Source organism: Vibrio sp. VPAP30, assembly GCF_001188205.1.
In the GTDB taxonomy this organism is placed as follows: domain Bacteria; phylum Pseudomonadota; class Gammaproteobacteria; order Enterobacterales; family Vibrionaceae; genus Vibrio; species Vibrio bivalvicida.
In genome coordinates this window covers 359650-379954 of the sequence record NZ_LBLS01000013.1, presented here as the reverse complement: position 1 = coordinate 379954, position 20305 = coordinate 359650, and the positions used below count along the sequence as shown (strand labels likewise).

Here is a 20305-nt window from a genome sequence, read left to right as displayed (position 1 = left end):
TTTAATGTGTGCGCCAACTTGCGCCGAGTTTATGTTCTAGCCAAGCAGAGAGCCCTGACAATGTCAGTGTTAGAGCCAGGTAGATAGCTGCCACTGTAAACCAAATCTCAAATGGCATGGCTGTCTCCGAGACAATGTTTCGTCCTTCGGTAGTTAAATCGATGATAGCCATTACACTGACAATGGAAGAGTTCTTGATTAGAGACACAACTTCGTTGGTTAGTGGAGGGAGTGTTCGTTGAATCAGTTGTGGTAAGATCACATCGTAGTAAGTAAAAAATGAGTTAAGCCCTAAGGATTTAGAGGCTTCAAACTGACCTTTCGGGATGCTATTTAAACCACCGCGAAAGATCTCTGCGGTATAAGCGCCTTGAAAAAGTGACAGAGCTAGAACCGCTGTGGAAAACCTATCTAAACCGATAACTGGGCCAAAGACAAAGTAGAGCAAATATATCTGCACCAGCAGTGGCGTATTGCGTATTGCTTCGATGTAAACAGTAGCGAGATTTCGACCAACCCAAGAGTTAGACAGTTTTAGCAGCGCGGTAGTCAATCCGATCGCTAGCGTAAAACCTAAACTGATTGCCGAGATTTTGATGGTAACCATCAGCCCTTCGACTAACTCAGCAGGCCACCATTCTCCATCTTCATAAAAAGTGATGAAATCGGGAACGCGCTCCCACTGCCATTGATAACCCATACTTTTGGCTCCAGAATCGAGTAACCAGAACAGGGTTAAGATAAGTAAGGTGATTTGCAATACTGCTGACAGAATGGGTTGGAATACTTTTTTCATTGTCAGTGACTCAGGATCTGCGCTAAGAACTGCTGCGTTCTTGGATGACTTGGGGCAGAAAAGAGTTGCTCTGGTGTTGCCATTTCAAGTATTTGCCCTTGATCCATAAAGATCACTCTGTCTGCGACTTTTTTCGCAAACCCCATTTCATGCGTTACGCAGATCATCGTGATGCCATCTTGCGCTAAGTCTGTCATGACATCTAAAACTTCTTGAATTGTCTCTGGATCGAGTGCAGAAGTAGGCTCATCAAAGAGTAGAATTTCTGGTTGCATACATAGAGAGCGGGCAATGGCGACTCTTTGTTGCTGTCCGCCAGAAAGCTGCACCGGGTATTTGTTGGCCTGTTCTTCAATATTCACCCGTTTCAGAAAATGAAGCGCGCGCTGATAGGCGTTTTCCTTGCTCAGTTTAAGCGTGCGTATTGGTGAAAGTGTTAAGTTTTCAAGCACAGTCAGATGGGGAAATAGATTAAAGTGTTGGAACACCATTCCCACTTGCCCTGGATTTAATGCTGAGTTGCGTTTGCCTAATACGGATATTATCCCTTGTTCGAGTGCTTCGAGTCCATTAATGGTTCGGATAAGGGTCGACTTACCTGAGCCTGAAGGACCGCAGACAACCAAAATCTCCCCTTTTCGTACGCATAGATTTATGTTTTTTAGTGCTTGGAATTGCCCATACCACTTACTAACGTTCGTAAATTCAATGGCGTGCATGCCTGATCTGCCGCTTTTGTTATTGTGCTAATACCTTATCAATATCAGATTGATAATGCATCTGGTGGTATAGAAAACTGGTATAAAAACTCTGCTAGCGCCTTATTTATCAGGGTGTAATCTAATTTTTACAGTCTGTGTAAAATGTAAAAATGTTAGAAATATTGCCTTTTATTTAAAATAGTGGTTGCAACCTTGGTTTTTGATAGATAAGTTACACAGAACAGGAATTAGAAAGCGTGAACGTTTTTTCACCACATAGTTTAGGTGATGCGTTCAACCAAGAGTAATAGGAAGAAGTAGCAATGTATCAAACTGATGATGTACGAATTAACAAATCCAAAGAGTTATTACCTCCAGTTGCGGTTTTAGAGAAGTTTCCTGCAACTGAATCTGCTTCTTCGACTACGTTTCGTTCTCGTGAAGCCATCTCAAATATCTTAAAAGGCGAAGATGACCGCTTGCTTGTGATCATCGGTCCTTGCTCGATTCACGATCCAGAGGCGGCGATTGAGTACGGCAAGCGTTTAAAAGTACTGCGTGATGAGCTAGGCGACCGCCTAGAAGTGGTTATGCGTGTCTACTTTGAAAAACCGCGTACTACTGTCGGTTGGAAAGGGCTTATTAATGACCCGTACCTAAACGATACCTTTAAGATCAATGACGGCTTACGCATGGGGCGTAAATTGCTTCTAGACCTAACTGACATGGGAATGCCAACGGCAAGTGAATTCCTAGATATGATTACTCCTCAGTATGTGGCTGATTTGATTAGCTGGGGCGCAATCGGTGCGCGTACGACGGAATCTCAGGTTCACCGTGAACTTGCCTCTGGTATTTCTTGCCCAGTTGGCTTTAAAAATGGTACTGATGGCAACATTAAAATTGCGTCGGATGCGATTCGCAGCGCAAGTGCTTCGCACCATTTCTTGTCAGTAACGAAATACGGCCACTCTGCAATCATCGAAACCGCGGGTAACCCAGACTGTCATATTATTCTACGTGGCGGCAAAGAGCCAAACTATAGCGCTGACCATGTTGGCACTATCAAGCAAGAGCTAGAAGCATCGGGCTTACCACAGAAAGTGATGATCGACTTCAGTCATGCGAACAGCTCTAAACAATACCAGCGCCAAATGGTGGTTGCTGAAGATGTTGCAGGTCAACTTGCAGGTGGTGAGCAGGCTATTTTTGGTGTGATGATTGAATCTCACCTAGTCGAAGGTCGCCAAGATCTAGTTGATGGTCAAGCACCAACTTATGGCCAGTCAATCACTGACGCGTGTATTGGTTGGGATGATACAGAGAAGGTGCTTCGTCAACTCGCAGATGCCGTTGAAGCGCGCCGTAATAACAAGTAATCGACCTTTTATACTCAATTACTGAAAGCTCCTTCGGGAGCTTTTTTGTTTGCTGATTGATAGCTGCGAGTTATAATGCAGGGGAATTTGTAAACTTGGCTAATTTATGAAACTGAACCAACTCGCGCTTGTGAGTCTTTTATGGTTGGCGACGACGAAGATAGTGTCTGCTGCCGATACACAACAAGAATTGTTTCTGTATTCGCTTCCTGAACCTGAAGATGCAGGGCTGTTGGTAGAGCATCAGGACACGGCTACACCGCTAGCAGCGACGGACTTATCACTGCCTGTCGAGCTTGAATACGACGCACCATGTGATGTTAAGTGTGGGGTGAGTATGACAGGGCTTGTTTTACTGCATATGATTGTCGAAGGTAAAGCTGACCAAGAGTATCGTTATTCATTGATGAATCCAAATTACGAACCATAACAATTGGAATTATAAAAACGCCACTTGTGTCGCAAGTGGCGTTTTTGTATTCAGAAGTCTAAGAGACCTTATCTAGCTTTGGGGAAGGAGAGACTTCCTCCTCAGTATTGTCAGAGAATATTTCTGCGACAGCACTACGTTCAAGTTCACCTTGTAAGTTGCCATCTTGGTCGACAACAGGGAGTGAAAAGTCACACGACATAGTATCGACCAACACTTCCTCGATCGCAGCATCTGGAGAAACCGCCGGAACTTCTTCGTAGAACTCTTGTTTGATTTCTTCTGCTATAGCTGTATCTTTCGCCGCGTCTAGTAGCCCTTCTTTGGTTAATACGCCTTGGTACCCATCTTCTGTTACGTGGTAAGCATAATCTTGTTTAAAGCCTTTCATTTGGGCAATGGCTTCTTGGATTGTATTGGCCGTTATGCGATAGGCGGGTGGATTCATCACCGTTTCAACGGTTAGGGCGCGGGCTCGGTTTACATCTTTGACGAATGCCTCTACGTAATCGTCGGCAGGGTGAAGTAAGATTTCATCAGGTGTCCCTTGCTGCACCAATTCACCATCTTTGAGAATAGCGATTCTATCACCCAATCGAAGTGCTTCATCTAGGTCGTGGGTAATGAAGATAATGGTTTTGTGTAGCTTCTCTTGTAGCTCGATTAACTGATCCTGCATTTCGCTGCGGATTAATGGATCGAGGGCCGAAAATGCCTCATCCATTAATAGTATTTCAGCATCTGTACACAGAGCGCGAGCTAAGCCGACACGCTGCTGTTGGCCACCTGAAAGCTGAGACGGGTACTGGTTCTCATAACCTTTTAATCCTACTGTATCAAGCCACTGGTTCGCCTTTTGTAGCCGTTGAGATTTTTCGACTCGTTGAATCTCTAATCCGTAGGCAACGTTATCAACCACAGTTCGGTGGGGTAGTAGGCCAAAGCGTTGGAATACCATCGACATTTTGTGACGACGAAACTCTTCAAGCTCTGTTTGGCTAAGTTGCATCACATCGGTACCTTCAACCAGAATCTGACCTTCAGTGGGATCAATAAGGCGATTGAAGTGGCGAATCAAGGTTGATTTTCCTGAGCCAGATAGCCCCATAATGACAAATATTTCGCCTTGGTTGATTTGCAGGTTAATCTCTTTCAAGCCAACCGTATGCCCGGTTTCAGCTAGTACTTTGTCTTTACTTTCCCCTTGCTTTACACGCTCCATCACTGACTTAGGCTTTTGACCAAAAACCTTATATAAGCCACTGATCTCTATAAGTGGTTTAGTCATGCCTTAGATCTCCTAAATGAGCTTGTGTACGTTTTGCGTAGGCTTGGGATGCACGATCAAATAGGATTGCGAGAGCAACGATCGCAAAGCCGTTGAGTAGGCCGAGGGTGAAATATTGGTTAGTAATCGATTTTAAAACGGGCTGACCGAGTCCTTTTACGCCAATCATTGAGGCGATCACGACCATAGACAGTGCCATCATGATGGTTTGGTTGATACCTGCCATGATAGTTGGCATTGCAAGGGGAAGCTGGACACCAAACAAGCGTTGTTTGGCGCTGGCTCCAAAGGCTGTGGAAGCCTCTAATACTTCTTTGTCTACTAAGCGGATGCCGAGATTGGTAAGGCGAATAACCGGTGGAATAGCGTAAATGACAACTGCGATAAGACCTGGGATTTTACCAATACCAAGCAGCATCACGACCGGAATTAAGTAAACGAAGGCTGGCATGGTTTGCATTACATCGAGCATTGGAGTGACTATCGATTGAACACGATTAGATCGAGCCATAGCAATACCAATTGGAATTCCTAGCACGATGGACAGCATGGTACAGACAGTGATAATGCTCAAGGTACGCATTGTGTCTTCCCACATTCCGAAGTAGCCGATCAGTATTAATGAGACAAAACAACCAACGGCTAATCTCCAAGAACGGCTAGCGGTATAAACAAGACCAGTACAAACCGCGAGAACGATCATCCAGGGCGTTGAAATAAGAAGTTTTTCAAACCAGATTAAAAAAGATAAAAGTGGGTCGAAGAAAGATTCGATTAGGTCGCCATACTCGCGGGAGAATTCTCGATATGCGCCATCAAGCGTTTTGCGGATTGCTCTTAGATCTGAGCGCTCCATTTCAGGGAAGCTGTTGAACCAGCTTTCATTTGACATCAATAAGTTCCTTTTATTCTCCTTCGCTACATAGGTAGCGAAGGAGTACATCTAAAGCATAGCGCGTCATGCGCTATATAGGTTTCTTATGCTATTGGTACTAAAGTGCTTGCTTCACCTTGTTTGCAACATTTTTCGGTACCCATGCTTGCCAGATTTGTGGGTACTCTTCTAGGAAGTGGAACATCGCTTCTTCGCCATCTGCTTGGTTGTCTTCCATCCAGGCTAGAAGCTGGTTCATATCGGCATTGCTGAACCCACGCTTAGTGAAATAGTCATAAGCTTGTGGCGCGCGGCTTGCGAACTCTTCGGTTGTAATTGTATGCACAGGTGACGGTGGATACATGGTTGCTTTTGGCGACTCACATTCAGCTTGTGTTGTACAGCCGACAAACTCTGTTTCATCAACGCCACTGCCAAAGTCGACTTTGACCATCTCATACTTGCCTAGTACTGCAGTGGGTGCCCAATAGTAGCCAAACCAAGCTTCTTCACGTTCATAGGCTTTAGCTATAGCACCGGATAAACCGGCACTTGAGCCAGGATCAACAATGGTAAAACCAGAGTTGTCTAAGCCTAAGGCTTTAAATAAGTTACCTGCGCTGATTTGGCAGTTCCAACCTGCAGGGCAGCTATAAAAGGCGGAATGGTCTGGGTCTTCTGGGTGTTCAAACAACTTAGCGTGTTTTTTAACGCCTTCGATCGTGGCAATCTCAGGATACTGTTTGACCAGATAGGCCGGAACCCAAAAACCTTCTTCACCGCCATCTACGAGAGATTTTCCCGCATAGCGAAGGCGTTTTTCGGCAACGCCTTTGTCTAATGCATCTTTAAGGCTGTTGCTCCATAACTCGGGTGCAACATCCGGTTGACCTTTTTCTATCATAGATGTGCCTGTTGGCATGGTATCACCGGGTATTAATTCGGCTTCACAGCCATAACCGTGCTCTAGAATAAATTTGTCTACGTTGGCAATCACTGTTGCAGAGTTCCAGTTCATATCAGCGATTGTAACCTTGCCACACTCTTCAGCTTGGACATGGAAAGCGGTTGCGCTTAGGGTTAGTAATGCAGCCGTTTTTAGTTTCATTGTAATTTCCTTTTTAATGAATACGTTATAAAAGTAGCGAATTGATATTTAGAGTTCAAATTAATATATTGACTCTGTGAACCAGTGTTGATGTTTTTTGTGACAAAAATAAAACAATTGCCAGCAAAAAACGACACTATGGTCACGGAAAATTACGTAGTATAACCGATTTGCGAGGGTTTTATATTTCGAGTTCGAATGATTAACGCTGTGCGATAAAAATTACATTAGTTGGTAGACCAAACATTTTTAATATCTGGCCATCCCCAGTTAGTGAGTGCGACATCCTTAAGTACACCTTGGAAGCGTAATGTCTGGCGATGATGAAACAGAGGAGAGAGCCAATATTGATTGATCAGCGCTGAAGCTATGGGTTCAAGAGTATCTAGATAGTCATGTAGTTCTGTTTTTGAGCGAAGCTCATTCAGCCTATCAAGTAACCATACCTTAGACTCCTCACCGATACAGCGTTGAATGACTGGGTTGTGATAAAGGCTATTGAACGCAGAAGCGTGTCTATTATCATCAAGGTTAATATTAGTAATGATGATGGATTCTTGTAATTGACCAGAGTCGGCTAGGGCTGTCAGTTGACGATAGCTATAATTGTTAATGGAGACCTTAACACCAAATTGCTCCAACAGGTGTTTTACTGCCAAAGCGCAATTTCGTAGTGAACTGTAGTCATAGGTGGCAATGCTCAGCTTGCGTGGGAGAGGTTCTTGAGGCATTGCTGGACGAACTATCTTATGCCACATCGGCAGCAGGTTATGGGCAATTTCACAACCGAACAGGAGGTTGTGATTATCTAGGTAATCGAACACTTTATCGGGGGTGAAATAGGTTGAAAGGAAGCGTCGTTGTTTGTCGTTCAACTCAATTTCACTACATTGGTTGAAGAGCACAAACATACATCCATCTTCCGTTCGACTTTGCTGCACGTTGCGATCTACATGTTGGCTAACAGCATGAGAGACATAATAATTACAGTTATTGCTAGACTGAGCGCCGGGCTGGTTAGTTTGAATTTGCTTATTCTCTAGATCGGATTCATCAAGATGCCAGATGGTGACTTGATCGGTTAAGGCTCGGCAGGCATAGAATCGTTCAAAAGCTTGCAAACAGAGCTTACTGTCAGAGTGTTCAGTGACTTGAAAGGGGCCACAGCCAACGACTTGTTTGATCATTGAATTGTTGATTTGTGTGACAGGTTGGATAGAGTATTTTACCCCTGATATAAGACCACCAAAACCGAGATCAGGTTTAGAAAGTTTGAAGATGATTTTATTGGGCATGGGTGAAGAGACATCGACTAAGTGATGCAACTCACTTTGATAATCTTCTAGCGTTGCTAGCTTTTGAAACAGGTCGACGACCGTAACTTCATTAATTGCCTCACCATTGTGAAAAGTTAATCCAGGTCGAAGATAAAAGCTCCATTCAAGCCTCGTTTCATCATAGTACCAGTGATGGGCAAGTTGTGGTTCCAGAGTTCCATTAACTCCGCTAGATACCAAACAACAGTATATCTGGCGCAGTAAATATCGTTCGCTAGAGCGTTGCAATTGGTGAGGGACTAAGCGTTCAAAAGGACGTTTATAAGTAAGCTGAATGTGCAGCAGGCCTTCTCGAATTGACGCACCCGAAGTGCTTTGTAGCAGCCTACCAAAAGCCAGTTCATTGTCATCGAGTATCGATAAGGCTTTTTCATATTTTCCCTCCAAGATTCTCTTTGCTGCGAGTTGTGCTTTGAGTTCGTCTAATTGCAGATTAAGTAGCAGCGTTGAGCGTTGGTTTCGACCAGGTTTTGGGGTCCATGATAGCCATGAGAGTTCAAACATTTGATTGAGCAAGTTGCGGGCGTGTCTTGGAGTGGTAAACAAGGCATCGGCTACGATAGGTAACGTCGTTTTGTGTTCCATACCAACACCCAATGGAACTAAACGAGTGTAATAGCGCAATAGATTCAGATCAGACACAACAAAATACTCAACAAACAAGAATTATCTCAGTTGATTTTGTTCCTAGTTTTGCCGAATTACCACTGTTTTTAGCAATCGATTTGTCATTTCTGTTTTTATAGGGAACAAACTGTCATCATTTTGGCTGTTTTTCTATTCCGTATTAAGGCGCAAAATAGTAAGCGACCTAGGAGGAAAAAATGGACATTCATAAACGTGAACAATTACTCAGTGCTTACTACCGAACAAGGCTAGAGAGAAGCTCATCCTTGTTTGAGAAGGTCGCGCTAATTGGCCTGATTCAACTTTTGAACTGGTAAAAATAAGCAGCACCTGATGCAATAAGCTCCTGACCCCCAAGAACCGTTATCTGGTGCTGCTTTTTTGCTACTACATGGATTTATATAAGGTGATCCATCGCCCTCGATCTAAGCCACTAATGTTGGCCCCTGTCACACTGCTTGTCTGAGACACGCCCGCGGGTAGCCAGGTGATTTCGATATTGTCGAACTGAGTGGCAACCTGTTGAGTGACTCCGGTTTTTTCGAGGATATAGCCGAAGTTTGAAGTGTTCCAGTTCATCCCTGGAGTGCTTGCCCACTGGTCTTTGAGCGAATTAGTGATTAACTGAGCCGCAACTTTGAGTTTTGGTCCAGAGATATTGCTAAATTGCACATAGTCTAAGCCACTATTTTTAACTGCGACAGCCTTGTTGTTAAGGACAATAAGTTCTTTGACATCATTACCTGCAATAGCGATCTTTTTGATGGCACTGCGTGAGCTGTTGTTCAATATATACAAAGAACTATTTGTTACCGCTGCCGAGAACTTCCCATCAGGGGAAGATTTAAGTAGACGCACGGTGCCATCGACATCAAGCGATTGAATTTGGTTAGCTGATGTGTTTTTTTCAACCCAAACGATTTTGTTACTCTTCAGACCAAATACCAACAGATTGTTAATCGCAAAGGCTGCGGTAGAGGCATTATTTACGCCAATTTCCTTAGGTGCGGTTGGTTTTAGAGTTTTAGAGTTAAGCAATACGGCATTTGCGCTTCCGCCGTCATCCACGACCAGTAACTCAGTCTCATCGAGAGAAGGGACGACGAGATTTTGGGTTGAACTAAGGGTGTAGCTTTGAGTTTCCATGGCGAGGGTGTCTGCGTTAAGTCTACGCAAATAGTCGTTAGAACTAAATCCATCGTCCAGCTCTGCAATAACAGCTTTCTGTGAATAAAGTGGTTGAATCCAGTTGAAGTTGTCATTGAAGCAACGTTTCGCAGATAGATTTGTATCAGGGTTTGTTGGTGCGGGCTTTGGTGCAGGAGGGACAGTACTTCCTGAGGCACTCGCGTATGCGTCTACTTTCTTTATTGTTATCGAACGAGATTGAGTCGACTTGTCTTGTAAACTGGTTAAGAAAATACCGCTCGAACCGGTTGTATCACAAACAGTGCTGCGCATACTGGCAGAACCTGTTTTAGGTTGATAAAGCTTGTAAGATTGAACACTGTTTAGTGCTGGTACAACCTGTACGAGCTGATGTGCTTTAGGCTGATAACCTAGCAGGTCGAGAATACTTCCGCCGTGTTTATGATCGTCATCGTCATCGTCATCGTCATCGTCGTCATCTGAAGATGCCGAAGAGTAAGCGTCAATCGTGCGAGTTGCCAGTACTGCACGGTTTGAATTGGTGATATCAATCTGTTTGATGTTGTCTGTCGCGTCAACGTAGACAATTTTGCTATTCGCGGGGTTGAACGCAACCGATTTTGCTCCGACCAAGTCAGAATTGGCCTGTGAACCATGTATGATAAGCTGGTTATCAAATGAAACATGCCTATTGGGTTGAGTTCTAAGGTCAAAGCCAGATAAGTCAAGCGTTTGATTAGCAATCATTACATCGACAGCATGGGCTATATTTACCAAAGGATTATGTTGTCCTTGAACTTGTGCTTGTCGCAATGAATTGAGCAAAATCTCAGTCTGTTGTTTGGGTCCGTGAGTGGTAGACGCACTCGAAAAGTTAACCCCTAACTTATCTCCCAACGCTGTTTGTAAATAGATTTCTGCGCTTTTAGGTTCACCTTTTAATGCTGGGTTAAACAGTACTTCATTGTAGATTAAAGTAGTGAACGGAGAGACGAGTTCTGAGTCTTTATGGGCTGTTAATATCGCCCCATTGTCATTAACGATTCGCGCATAGTTTCCGCTGTAAGAAATCTGCTGCTCAAGGGCGCTGCAAACGCCATCTGCGTCTGTGTCTGCACATTGAGGTAGGCCTGAATAACTATATACGTTTGATGTCGTAGTGGGAGTGTTTGAGTCACTAGAACTACCACCGCATGCGGAGAGCAACAGAGCACTCGATATACTGAGGGCCAAGTTGCATACTGTGTGTTTTTTGAGCATATATAACCAATTATTTTATCAATTTCTAATGTACCTAGTATTTATCCCTACTATTTAATCACTAGGCAAAATAAAAGATCAAATGATATTGATAACAAATATCATTTAAATTAATATTCCCGCTCATTTCTGTGATTGTTTTATAAATTTGGAGTTTGAACGGTGGGAATACTGGTCAAAAAGCTTGGGGCTGGAGCCATATCGGTCGCGCTTATTGGGTGTGGTGGGGGAAGTGAATCTGACAGCAAGTTAGCACCATCGGCAGAACCTACGGCAAGTCACCGTTTATCCGGCGTTGTTATGGATGGATACCTTGTTAACGCCAATGTTTGTCTAGACAAAAACAAAAACTCAATTTGTGACAGCGGCGATGGATCCGTTGTCAAAACAAACTCTCAAGGCAAATATGAATTGGCGGTGGAAGGTAGCATTCAAGGCTATAGTATTCTCGTTGAAGCTGTGGCAAACCTAACCGTTGATTTGGATAATCCCAATCAGACAATTACCAAAGACTTTACCCTAGAGTCTCCGGCGACTCACTCTGATATTGTGAGCCCTATGACGTCAATGATTGCAAGTTTGGCACAGTTATCTGGAGAAAGCTTTGAACAGGCAGCTCGTACGCTTGCTGGTGAACTCAATGTTTCAGAAGATGTGCTTAAATCTGACTATGTTTCTGGCACAAGCTCTGAAAGCCAACAGATCCACATGCTTGCCCGTGGAATTACTCGAGTGATCCAATCGGCACAAGATGCGTCAAAAGATAATGGTGTGACTGAAGAGTTTGCTCGCAAAGGTTCAATGAATCGCCTAGCAACCTTAGATCTAACCGCGATGAAACAGCGCACTGATAAGCTGTCACATGGTGCTCAAAACGCAGAGCAAGCTTTGGATCAGCTAGCTATTGACTACCGTGATGAACTTAAAGTCGACCATGCTGATATACAAGGTAGCACGGTCACTATGGTTCCACGCGCGCCTAAAAATGGTGTCATTAATGACTCTGCAGATACGTTTGATTGGACGATGGTAAAACCATTTCGCTCGCTCTCTGACTATGAGTATTCGTTAGATGCCGGGGTCACTTGGACCACGGTAACGCAAAAACCGATCTCAGTAGGTGAAAGCGAAAAAGCGGTTGGTGCAGTTCAGATTCGTGTGGCTGCGAAACCTGTTAAATTCATTGCTTCAGGTAAAGCGCTAGAATCATCGAAGGCGTTCACCGAGACTCAAGTGCCAGCAGCACCAACCCTCCTTGTTGTGAATGACGCCAATAACATTTTTGACTGGCAACACTCGGCGGGTTTTGCGCGTCTTAGTGACTATGAATTCACAGTTGATGGTGGCCGTACATGGCACATTGTCAACGCTAAACCACAAAAGGTAGCGGATATCGCAATAGCGGCAGGTGACCTTAAGCTACGCGTGCGAGAAGACTTTAACTCAGCACGCCCGGCAGGGTTGACAGCTAAGTCCGCTAAGCCGATGACGGCAACCCCAATAGCGCCAAGTGCGCCAGCATTGCTACGCGCCGATGATGACGCGGATTTGTTTGAGATTCAGCTTGTTGCTGGTTTTGATGCATTACAAAACTACCAAGTAAATCTAGGAACTGGGTGGCAGCAACTGACGTCTAACCCTCTCGTGGTGGGGAATGTCGCACTCAAAGCCAAGACAATCCGCGTACGTGTTAAAGCGAATCCGCTGGATGGTCGCCCTGTTGGTACAGAGCTGATTATTGGCCAAGCTTTTACCAAAGTATTGAATAAACCGGCTTCTCCTACGTCGCCAGTAGTGGATGATGCTAATAACCAGTTTGGGTGGACACTAGTTTCAGGTTACCAACAACCAAACCTATATGAGCTCTCTATTGATGGTGGTCAAAGCTTCCAAGCAGTTACGACAAACCCTCAATCGATTCCTGACATTAATTACCATGCCGGTAAAGTTTGCGTTCGCGTTAAAGCTGGGGCAAGCAATGGAACAGGCAGCTTACTGTGCAATGACAAACCATATACTGTAACCCCTGTGGCGCCAGCAGCACCCACAAACGGTATTGTTAATGACGCCGCTAATACATTCGATTGGACTTGGGTGGCTGGTTTTGAGGCGGCAGCTGATTATGAAGTCAGTATTGAATCTGGTGATTGGGCTTCTGTAGTGAACAAACCTATCACGCTACAAGATCGCGCTTATGCGCAAAACAGTATTCAAATCCGTGTAAAAGCGAACCCAGTCAATGGTCGCCCGGCTGGTACCGTTCTATCTAATAATTCTGTATTTACTAAGCAGCCTGATGCGCCAACCGCACCGACCAATTTAGTGGTAGACGATGATGCCAACACACTAGATTGGGCTAATGTTGCTGGTTTTAGTGAATTGGCAAATTATGAATGGTCAGCAGATTCAGGTTCTAATTGGACACCTGCCCTCGTTAAACCTATTGTTGTTGGTGATATCGCGAAATCAATTGGTGTCGTTCAGGTCCGCGTTCGCGCCAATACTCACAATGGTATGCTAGCGGGTGCAGCAGCTTCTAACCCACAGCCGTTTACAGAGACACCAAAGTTACCTGCGCCAACAGGTGGCGAGATTAAAGTAGCGAACAACTCCATAGCGCCCAATATGATTGGTTGGGATTACGTCAATAGTGGTGAAAATTATAACAGACCTGAACATTACGAATTTACCGTTGATCAAGGAGCTACATGGAACGCGGTAACCAGCAATCCCCAGTTTGTTGGGCCTAAAGCTTACGACAAAAGTCATGTTGGTCTACGTATCAAGAAGAACGCTATCACAGGTAAAGATAATCCATCGGGAAGTGTTTTATGGGCTACGTCACTAACTGGACAATTTGGGCCTATTCAGTACGTACCGATGGCAAGCTGGAATCAGGCCTCTGGTTACAGTTTGTATAATGGTTGGAACACCTATGATACGCAGTGCATTGCTGTGTATGGCAGTCAAGGTGATGGAGAGCCGACATTCTGGATGTATATCTCTGAATCGAATGCGGAAGAAGTGTTCGCCGAAGTCAATGCACTTAACAAGTGTGGTATCAAGCATTGGACTTTACCAAAAAAAGCAGAAGTATTAACGCTGTCTACGCGGAGCCGTGATACGTTGCCTAGCTTTGCTCGCTCATACTTGATTTCAGACTACTATACGGTTTGGGCTGATGAGGTTGGTAAAGCGGTTGCTTACAAAAATGGTTTAAAAGATACCTCGCAAAGTTATTACAGCAAATATGCATTTGTGAAATGGCAGTTGGCTGCTGGCTCTGAACTTGTCGTCGATGTTACCTCTCAACTTAGTGTGATTGACAGCTTCATATCTCAACAAAGCGTCGAGTTAAATACTGCGAATAACTTCCTTTCAACGTGGGTGAATGACAACCAAAACTTGAGTAAAACTTATGCTCAGTTGAGTTCTGATGCACATACGAAACTAGCTTCTCTTCAGGCATTTTCTTCCAGTTGGAAGACCAAAAAAGAGCAGCTCAAAGAGACGCTCGATAAACTAAAATTTGAAGCCCAAATAGCCCAGTCGCGTACAGATTATAAAAGTGCAAACTTTATCGTTAAAGTAAAAGAGTACACGAGCAAATTTAACCAACTGGCTAATAATAATAACGCCTTGGATGGTTTTATTGAGGCTTATGTATTTGCCAACAAGTTAGCATTGATTCAGCAACATGCGGTCACGATGACTTCTGCTAAATCGGTATTGCAAGCTGCAAGTACTGGCAGTGCGATTCATCAAGCAACGATGAACCTCTACGCTGCACTCTATGATCTAGAAAAAGGCTATACGACAACTGATGCCCTAGAGAGCAGGCTCAGTACAGTGCTTACGAGCATTAATAGTCAATATGTAGGACTGATCACTTCTATCAACGCTTTATTGAATGAGCTGAAATCAACCATTGCTCTACACAATGTTGACACATTGTACACAGCAGCAATTGATGGGCTAAATCGTGCTCACAATACGGGGTATGTTGTTTCTCAATCAGACGCCATGATAGAAGGAAGCTTTGCCAAATTAGATCTGCTTGGTCGATATCTACCTAAAGCGGCGACATACGCTCAAGGTTGGCGTTGTGTTCTTGATACCCGTCAAGCCGGTAAGAAGCGTATCTGGACGCTATTACAAGACGGCTTACCAAATGGCAAAGATGAAATGGTTTATAACGGTCAAGGCGCAGATATACCGTCCCTATTGGGGACAGGTGGCAGACTAGAATCAGTTAAGAGTAGCCGCATGTGTGGCTATAGTGATTGGGTTGTTCCTCACCCTTCTCAGCTTGAAACTCTAGCGACAGCGGCTGTATTTGGCCTGCAAGGTGCTAGTACGACGGTTGATGTCAATGTGTTCCCTAATCATAAAGCACTTCTCGCAGAATACGATAAGTCTCACTACAGCGGAGGGACCCGATTCTACTATTGGACTAATGCTGCTAGGAGTTCGTCACGTCAATATGCCTATGTTTTCGCTAGTAAGAGTGAAAGTCCAGGCACACGAATTTTTGAAGTTGACGGTGATACCTATGATCAATATGTGACTGTTGCGAGATTAATGCGGGAAGACCCAGTTGCTTGGGAATATCTTGCTCAGAACGGGACTGTTGTTACTGATCGTTCTGCAGCTGTATGTGCGAGGCACCCCGATACTGGTTATGTATGGCAGTTATTTCAGAGCACTAATGCAGATGAGCGTTACAAGTCGTACAGAGATGTACAGTCAGAGATTACCCGTCTGAATGCTGGTACCTGTGGGTTGAAAACCTGGGCTCTTCCGACTCAGGAGGAACTGAAAGCTCTGATTCCGGTTAACGCGGCTGTGTTCCCATATGCCTCCCCAAGTGACACACATTACGCACACCACGAGAAATACCTGACGAGTGGCGCTACTTCAAGTAGATACGAAGCCATTGAAGTTCAATTAGGTGAATCTTCTTCTGGCTACAGTGGAGGTTCTTATGAGTACCTTTATCGCTTAGTCGCCAAATAATCCTCATTTCAAGAAAACTATAACTAAACCAGCCTCTTTCGGGAGGCTGATTCTCTCATTTCAGGAGTCTATTCATGTTTAATAAGAAAAAACAACGCGGTGCAGCCGCGATTGAATACGCAATTTTAGCAGCAGCTATGTCGGTCGTTTTACTTTCGCTTGTTGGTGGTAGTGATGGAAGGCTTACTCAAGCGATTACTGGTGCCTATGACACGGTCATCGGAGCATTAGAGGAAACACAGGACTCAGGCGAGTAATTCGCCTGCTCTATAGGAATTAGTATGACAGCAAAACGTCTAATGGTGTTGTCTTTGGTCTTGTCGGTGGTCGGTATCGCAATACTACTACTCGGGCAAGCCAATAGTGTTGCACCTCTGCCGCAAAGTTCAAGTGAACAATTTACGAAGGTATTGATCGCTAAACACTCAATTCGTGTTGGTCAGCCATTTACTCTTAATATGTTTAAGTGGAAAGAGATCTCAGAGCAAGAGTTAACTAATTATTTAGATTACATCACCGAGGAGCAGTTTTCGAGATTGTCGTTAAAAGCGGGTATCGCACACATTGCGATTAAATCAGGCCAGGTGATGTCTTCAGCAGACCTAATTCGCCCTGAAGGTGGCGTTTCTATGGCTTACAACGTTCGTTCTGGCTATCGCGCTATTTCAGTTCCTGTTGATGAAGTGACCGCTAACTCTGGTTTCGTTCAGCCTGGAGATAAAGTCGATATCTTGATGCTTGGCTCTCAAGTTAGCGAGCTAAAAAAATACGATAACCTAGTTCAAGGTTTATACGTTACCACCATTGCAAAAGACGTGAGAGTTTTGGCATTCAATGAGCTTTCCAGTTCGGAAAACTTTCAAAAACAGCGTAGCTCCTACGGGGCTGATTTACCTGATAACAGCTCTGTTTCTCTAGAGGTAACGCCAGAGCAGGCAACGCAAATCGTTTTAGCCAATCAAATAGGTAAGTTGACGCTATCGCTACGCGGAGCTGACGAAATTGATGCCGAGATAGAACAGCCATTTACCGTTACTTCAAAGCTGATCAACCCAGACAGCCAGCAGGTCGCGCCTAACGTTGGTTTGATCCAGCTCAGACCCAATTCAGTCAAAAGTAATTAGTAGTGGTAGGAATTGAAACTATGAACAAGTTTGTGCGTTGGTCGAGCTTATTGCTACTTCCTAGCCTATTTTTCTCTGTATCTTCTTTGGCTGCTGCCTTAGATGTAAACATCAATGAAGCTAAGATGATTAATCTTTCGCAAGACGCGAAATCGATCTTTATTTCAAATACCCATATTGCTGACTATCAGCCAATGACCGATACCAAGATTATGGTGTTTGGTAAAGAGGCAGGAACAGCAACAATCACTATTCTGAATGCTCAAGAACGTGTGATTTATAGCAACAAAATAAGAGTGGTACATGATACCAAAGAGCTTGACGCGTTAATTAAAGAGCAGTTTCCACAAGCTTCAGTTCGCTCAGAATCTTTGGGCGGCAAACTATGGCTAAAAGGCTCAGTACCAACACCTGTAATGGCCCATAGCATTGTCAGTGTGGCTAAAAGCTATCTGTCACCGACAGTCGCCCCGCAGCAGGAAAAGTCGAGCAACTCTACAACAAGTACATCTAGCTCAAACCGAAACAGTTCAAACGAGAGCAACAAAGCAGACGAGCTAGTAAACCAGCTAGTCGTAACAATGCCTACTCAGGTCAATATCCGTGTTCGCATTGCGGAAGTGTCGCGTAATGTTTCGAACAAGCTGGGTATCAAATGGGGCTCTGTAGGTCAGGGTGTAGGAAGCTTTCTTTACACTAAACCTTGGGACGTTAGCAGTTGGGGTAAACCGACATTAAGCGCATTGGTCGACGCCCTTGCCTCTGATGGCACTATGTCTATCTTAGCTGAGCCAAATCTAACCGCTATGTCGGGTGAAGACGCAAGCTTCTTAGTTGGTGGTGAAATACCAATTCCATTAATCCAAGGCGACACTGCGACAGTTGAGTACAAGCCCTTTGGCGTGAACCTCAATTTTACTCCAGTGGTTCTCGGTCCGGATCGCATCAGCCTGAAGGTGTCACCTGAGGTGAGCAGTGTCGCGGTTGAAAATCAGACCAGCCTAAATGGCAATAATTATCCTTCATTTACTTCGCGTAGAGCGTCAACCACGATTGAATTGGCGAGCGGTCAAAGCTTTGCACTTGGTGGGCTACTGCAAAGCCACGAAATAGACCAAATTCAGAAGCTACCGGGTGTTTCCAATATCCCTGTGCTGGGAGGGTTATTCCGTTCTACCGAATACCAACGTCGTGAAACCGAACTGATCATTATTGCAACTGCATACCTGGTAGAGCCTGTGCGAAATGATTCTTTGCCATTACCTACTGACAATATCGTTCCACTTAGCGACTTAGAGCGATTGCTGGCAATTCCTCGCCCTAAAGGTAGAAAAGTGAAAGATACCAATACTTACACAGATAACCGCAAACCTCGCCTACTCGGTGACAATGGATTCTACTACTGAGGTAATTATGAGAATGATGAAGTATTTAATTCCCGCTCTGATCATCTTAGGTGGTTGTAGTTCCGCGCCTATTGAACGTGAGCCAACAATTAATGTTGTCGCAGTAACCAATAAGTTAACGCTTAACCTGAAAGGTGACTCTCTTTCTTCGCAGCAGCGACAAGACGTACGTACTTTTATTGAGCGTAAGGGAACGCCGTATGCACTAAGGGCGAAGGTAGTTAGTCACACCAAGAAAGGTCAAGCTCAAGCGTCGCGCATCGTTGATACCCTTGTATTGCAAGGGATGTCATTGAGAAATGTAGAGCAAACACATATTGAGCAAGCCGAAGTTGGGGACATTCAAATTTTTGTTGAATCTTTCCGCGCCAAAGTGCCGAAATGTCAGCCTCAAAAATACAGCAGTACCTTCATCAACCAGTTTAAAACACACCCATCTTTTGGTTGTGCTAACCAAACCGCACTCGCACAAATGGTAGCAAATCCGAAAGATCTCATTGTTGGCGAAGAGCTTGGCCCAACGAATGGTGCTAAGGCAGTATCGGCGATCGACAACTATATCGCCCCGCCTTCCACTAATGGAGCTGAAGATACTCAGCAAACTTTACCGTCTGCGTTTGGAACTAACTAATATGCAAAAGCAAAATATCTCTGTATTAGTCGCGGCTTCCCCTTTATTGGACTCGTACGCTCTAAGCAACGCTTTTGCGGAGCAGGGCATCACCTCTTTGACTAGCGTGGCGATTGATGAAGACGAAATCGTCAAACAGGTTGTTAAGCATGCCTTTAAAGTCATTGCCTTAGATATCATTGAACAGCCGTTAGAGCAGGCGCAAGATCTGATTCATGCGCTCAAAGTTCGTACTGGATGTCATATTGTTGCCATTGGCAGCAATGAACAGATCGCTTTTTACCGAACAGTGGTAAAAGCAGGGGCACAAGAGTATGTGCTAAATCCCGTTGAAGCTGGTGCATTAAATAACGTTGACTTTCAGACTTCTTTCCAAGAAGAGAGTAAAGGTCAAGTTATCTCTGTGGTCGGTTCTAAAGGAGGCGTTGGAGCCTCAACCATTGCTGCTAACCTTGCCCGAGAATTACACCAAAGAGGAGACACCATATCGGTTGTGGATATGGACTTTTCTACCGGTGACCTAGACTTGCAATTTGATATTCAAGGTAATACCGCGCTAGTAGAGATGCTGCAATTCCCAGAGCGTTTAGAGCCTGTTGTGTACCAACGCAGTGCGATTCAGGTCGCAAAAGGATTGAGCTTGTTTACCGGTTACTTACCTCTAGATGTGAGTCCGTTTTGGCCTGAGAAAAGTGCATTAGATCATTTTCATAAGTTCTGCTTATCGCATAGTGACAAGCTGATCCTAGACCTTCCCTCGTTCTCTCTGCGTGACCAGATTGGCTTCAGTTCCTTAGCACATGCAGACGTTAGGGTTATTGTTGTAGAGCCGACATTGGCGTCGATACGAAATGCTGGTCAAATCCTTTCCGCATTAGAGAGTTCACAGCAGCCGCAGTCTGGGAAAACCAATATTGTAGTGGCGAACCACACTAAATCAGATAAAGCGTCGCTTATTTCTTGTCATGACATTCAGAGAGCGCTTGGATTTGGTGTGGATGTGGTCATGCCGTTTGCTCCGACACATTTCCTAGCAAAAGGTGCGCTTGGTCAATCTTCTTTGAAAGGTAACCGCAAAGTAAATCGTGCTTTCGCACAACTAGCTGATCTCGCTTCTGGGCAAGTTGCTGTCGCTAAATCTCGCTTCTGGCGAAGAGGTGCTTAATGTTTGGTCATTCT

At 44.5% G+C, this 20305-nt stretch carries 15 protein-coding genes; 8 read left to right on the top strand and 7 right to left on the bottom strand.

The window, feature by feature from the left end; all coding sequences use genetic code 11:
* Window position 1: 1 nt before the first annotated feature.
* Together ZX61_RS03585 and ZX61_RS03580 are read right to left on the bottom strand one after the other, a co-directional pair.
* On the bottom strand, window positions 2-796 hold the full coding sequence (locus ZX61_RS03585; protein WP_049843332.1) for an amino acid ABC transporter permease: 795 nt from the start codon (window positions 794-796) through the stop codon (window positions 2-4).
* A 2-nt stretch (window positions 797-798) separates the two neighbouring features.
* Window positions 799-1515, bottom strand: a complete 717-nt coding sequence (locus ZX61_RS03580; RefSeq protein WP_049843331.1) for an amino acid ABC transporter ATP-binding protein — start codon at window positions 1513-1515, stop codon at window positions 799-801.
* Window positions 1516-1820: 305 nt separating this feature from the next.
* Here ZX61_RS03580 and aroG point away from each other — a divergent pair, with 305 nt between their 5' ends.
* Entirely contained in the window at window positions 1821-2876 is a 1056-nt protein-coding gene (gene aroG, locus ZX61_RS03575) for a 3-deoxy-7-phosphoheptulonate synthase AroG (protein WP_049843330.1), read from the top strand.
* 106 nt (window positions 2877-2982) lie between these two features.
* Window positions 2983-3306, top strand: coding sequence for a hypothetical protein (locus tag ZX61_RS03570; RefSeq protein WP_049843329.1), 324 nt, complete (start codon window positions 2983-2985; stop codon window positions 3304-3306).
* A gap of 58 nt (window positions 3307-3364) precedes the next feature.
* On the opposite strand, the gene ZX61_RS03565 is transcribed toward ZX61_RS03570, so the two are convergent.
* The 5 genes from ZX61_RS03565 to ZX61_RS03545 all read right to left on the bottom strand — a co-directional run bounded on the left by ZX61_RS03565 (window position 3365) and on the right by ZX61_RS03545 (window position 10895).
* Window positions 3365-4594, bottom strand: a complete 1230-nt coding sequence (locus tag ZX61_RS03565) for a quaternary amine ABC transporter ATP-binding protein (RefSeq protein ID WP_049843328.1) — start codon at window positions 4592-4594, stop codon at window positions 3365-3367.
* The gene (locus ZX61_RS03560; RefSeq protein WP_049843327.1) at window positions 4587-5486 is read right to left on the bottom strand and encodes an ABC transporter permease; all 900 of its coding nucleotides are present in this window, start codon (window positions 5484-5486) and stop codon (window positions 4587-4589) included. The genes ZX61_RS03565 and ZX61_RS03560 overlap by 8 nt, the downstream gene beginning before the upstream one ends.
* A gap of 100 nt (window positions 5487-5586) precedes the next feature.
* On the bottom strand, window positions 5587-6576 hold the full coding sequence (locus ZX61_RS03555; protein WP_049843326.1) for an ABC transporter substrate-binding protein: 990 nt from the start codon (window positions 6574-6576) through the stop codon (window positions 5587-5589).
* Between the two features lie 227 nt (window positions 6577-6803).
* The gene (locus ZX61_RS03550) at window positions 6804-8555 is read right to left on the bottom strand and encodes an SgrR family transcriptional regulator (RefSeq protein WP_049843453.1); all 1752 of its coding nucleotides are present in this window, start codon (window positions 8553-8555) and stop codon (window positions 6804-6806) included.
* Window positions 8556-8927: 372 nt separating this feature from the next.
* Window positions 8928-10895 (bottom strand): hypothetical protein, encoded by a 1968-nt coding sequence (locus ZX61_RS03545; RefSeq protein ID WP_049843452.1) that lies wholly within the window; start codon window positions 10893-10895, stop codon window positions 8928-8930.
* Between the two features lie 216 nt (window positions 10896-11111).
* Here ZX61_RS03545 and ZX61_RS03540 point away from each other — a divergent pair, with 216 nt between their 5' ends.
* From ZX61_RS03540 to ZX61_RS03515, 6 genes are all read left to right on the top strand, one after another.
* A complete protein-coding gene (locus ZX61_RS03540) occupies window positions 11112-15965 on the top strand; it encodes a DUF1566 domain-containing protein (protein ID WP_049843325.1) in 4854 nt (1617 codons plus the stop codon).
* Window positions 15966-16039: 74 nt separating this feature from the next.
* Window positions 16040-16222 carry a Flp family type IVb pilin gene (locus tag ZX61_RS03535; protein WP_049843324.1) on the top strand — a complete coding sequence of 61 codons (183 nt, stop codon included), beginning with the start codon at window positions 16040-16042 and terminating at the stop codon, window positions 16220-16222.
* Between the two features lie 24 nt (window positions 16223-16246).
* Window positions 16247-17089: a Flp pilus assembly protein CpaB gene (gene cpaB, locus ZX61_RS03530; RefSeq protein WP_049843323.1), complete on the top strand. Its 843-nt coding sequence runs from the start codon at window positions 16247-16249 to the stop codon at window positions 17087-17089.
* A gap of 20 nt (window positions 17090-17109) precedes the next feature.
* Entirely contained in the window at window positions 17110-18495 is a 1386-nt protein-coding gene (locus ZX61_RS03525) for a type II and III secretion system protein family protein (protein ID WP_049843322.1), read from the top strand.
* Between the two features lie 13 nt (window positions 18496-18508).
* Window positions 18509-19126: a CpaD family pilus assembly lipoprotein gene (locus tag ZX61_RS03520; RefSeq protein ID WP_049843451.1), complete on the top strand. Its 618-nt coding sequence runs from the start codon at window positions 18509-18511 to the stop codon at window positions 19124-19126.
* Between the two features lies 1 nt (window position 19127).
* Window positions 19128-20291: a P-loop NTPase gene (locus tag ZX61_RS03515; RefSeq protein ID WP_049843321.1), complete on the top strand. Its 1164-nt coding sequence runs from the start codon at window positions 19128-19130 to the stop codon at window positions 20289-20291.
* Window positions 20292-20305: the final 14 nt, after the last annotated feature.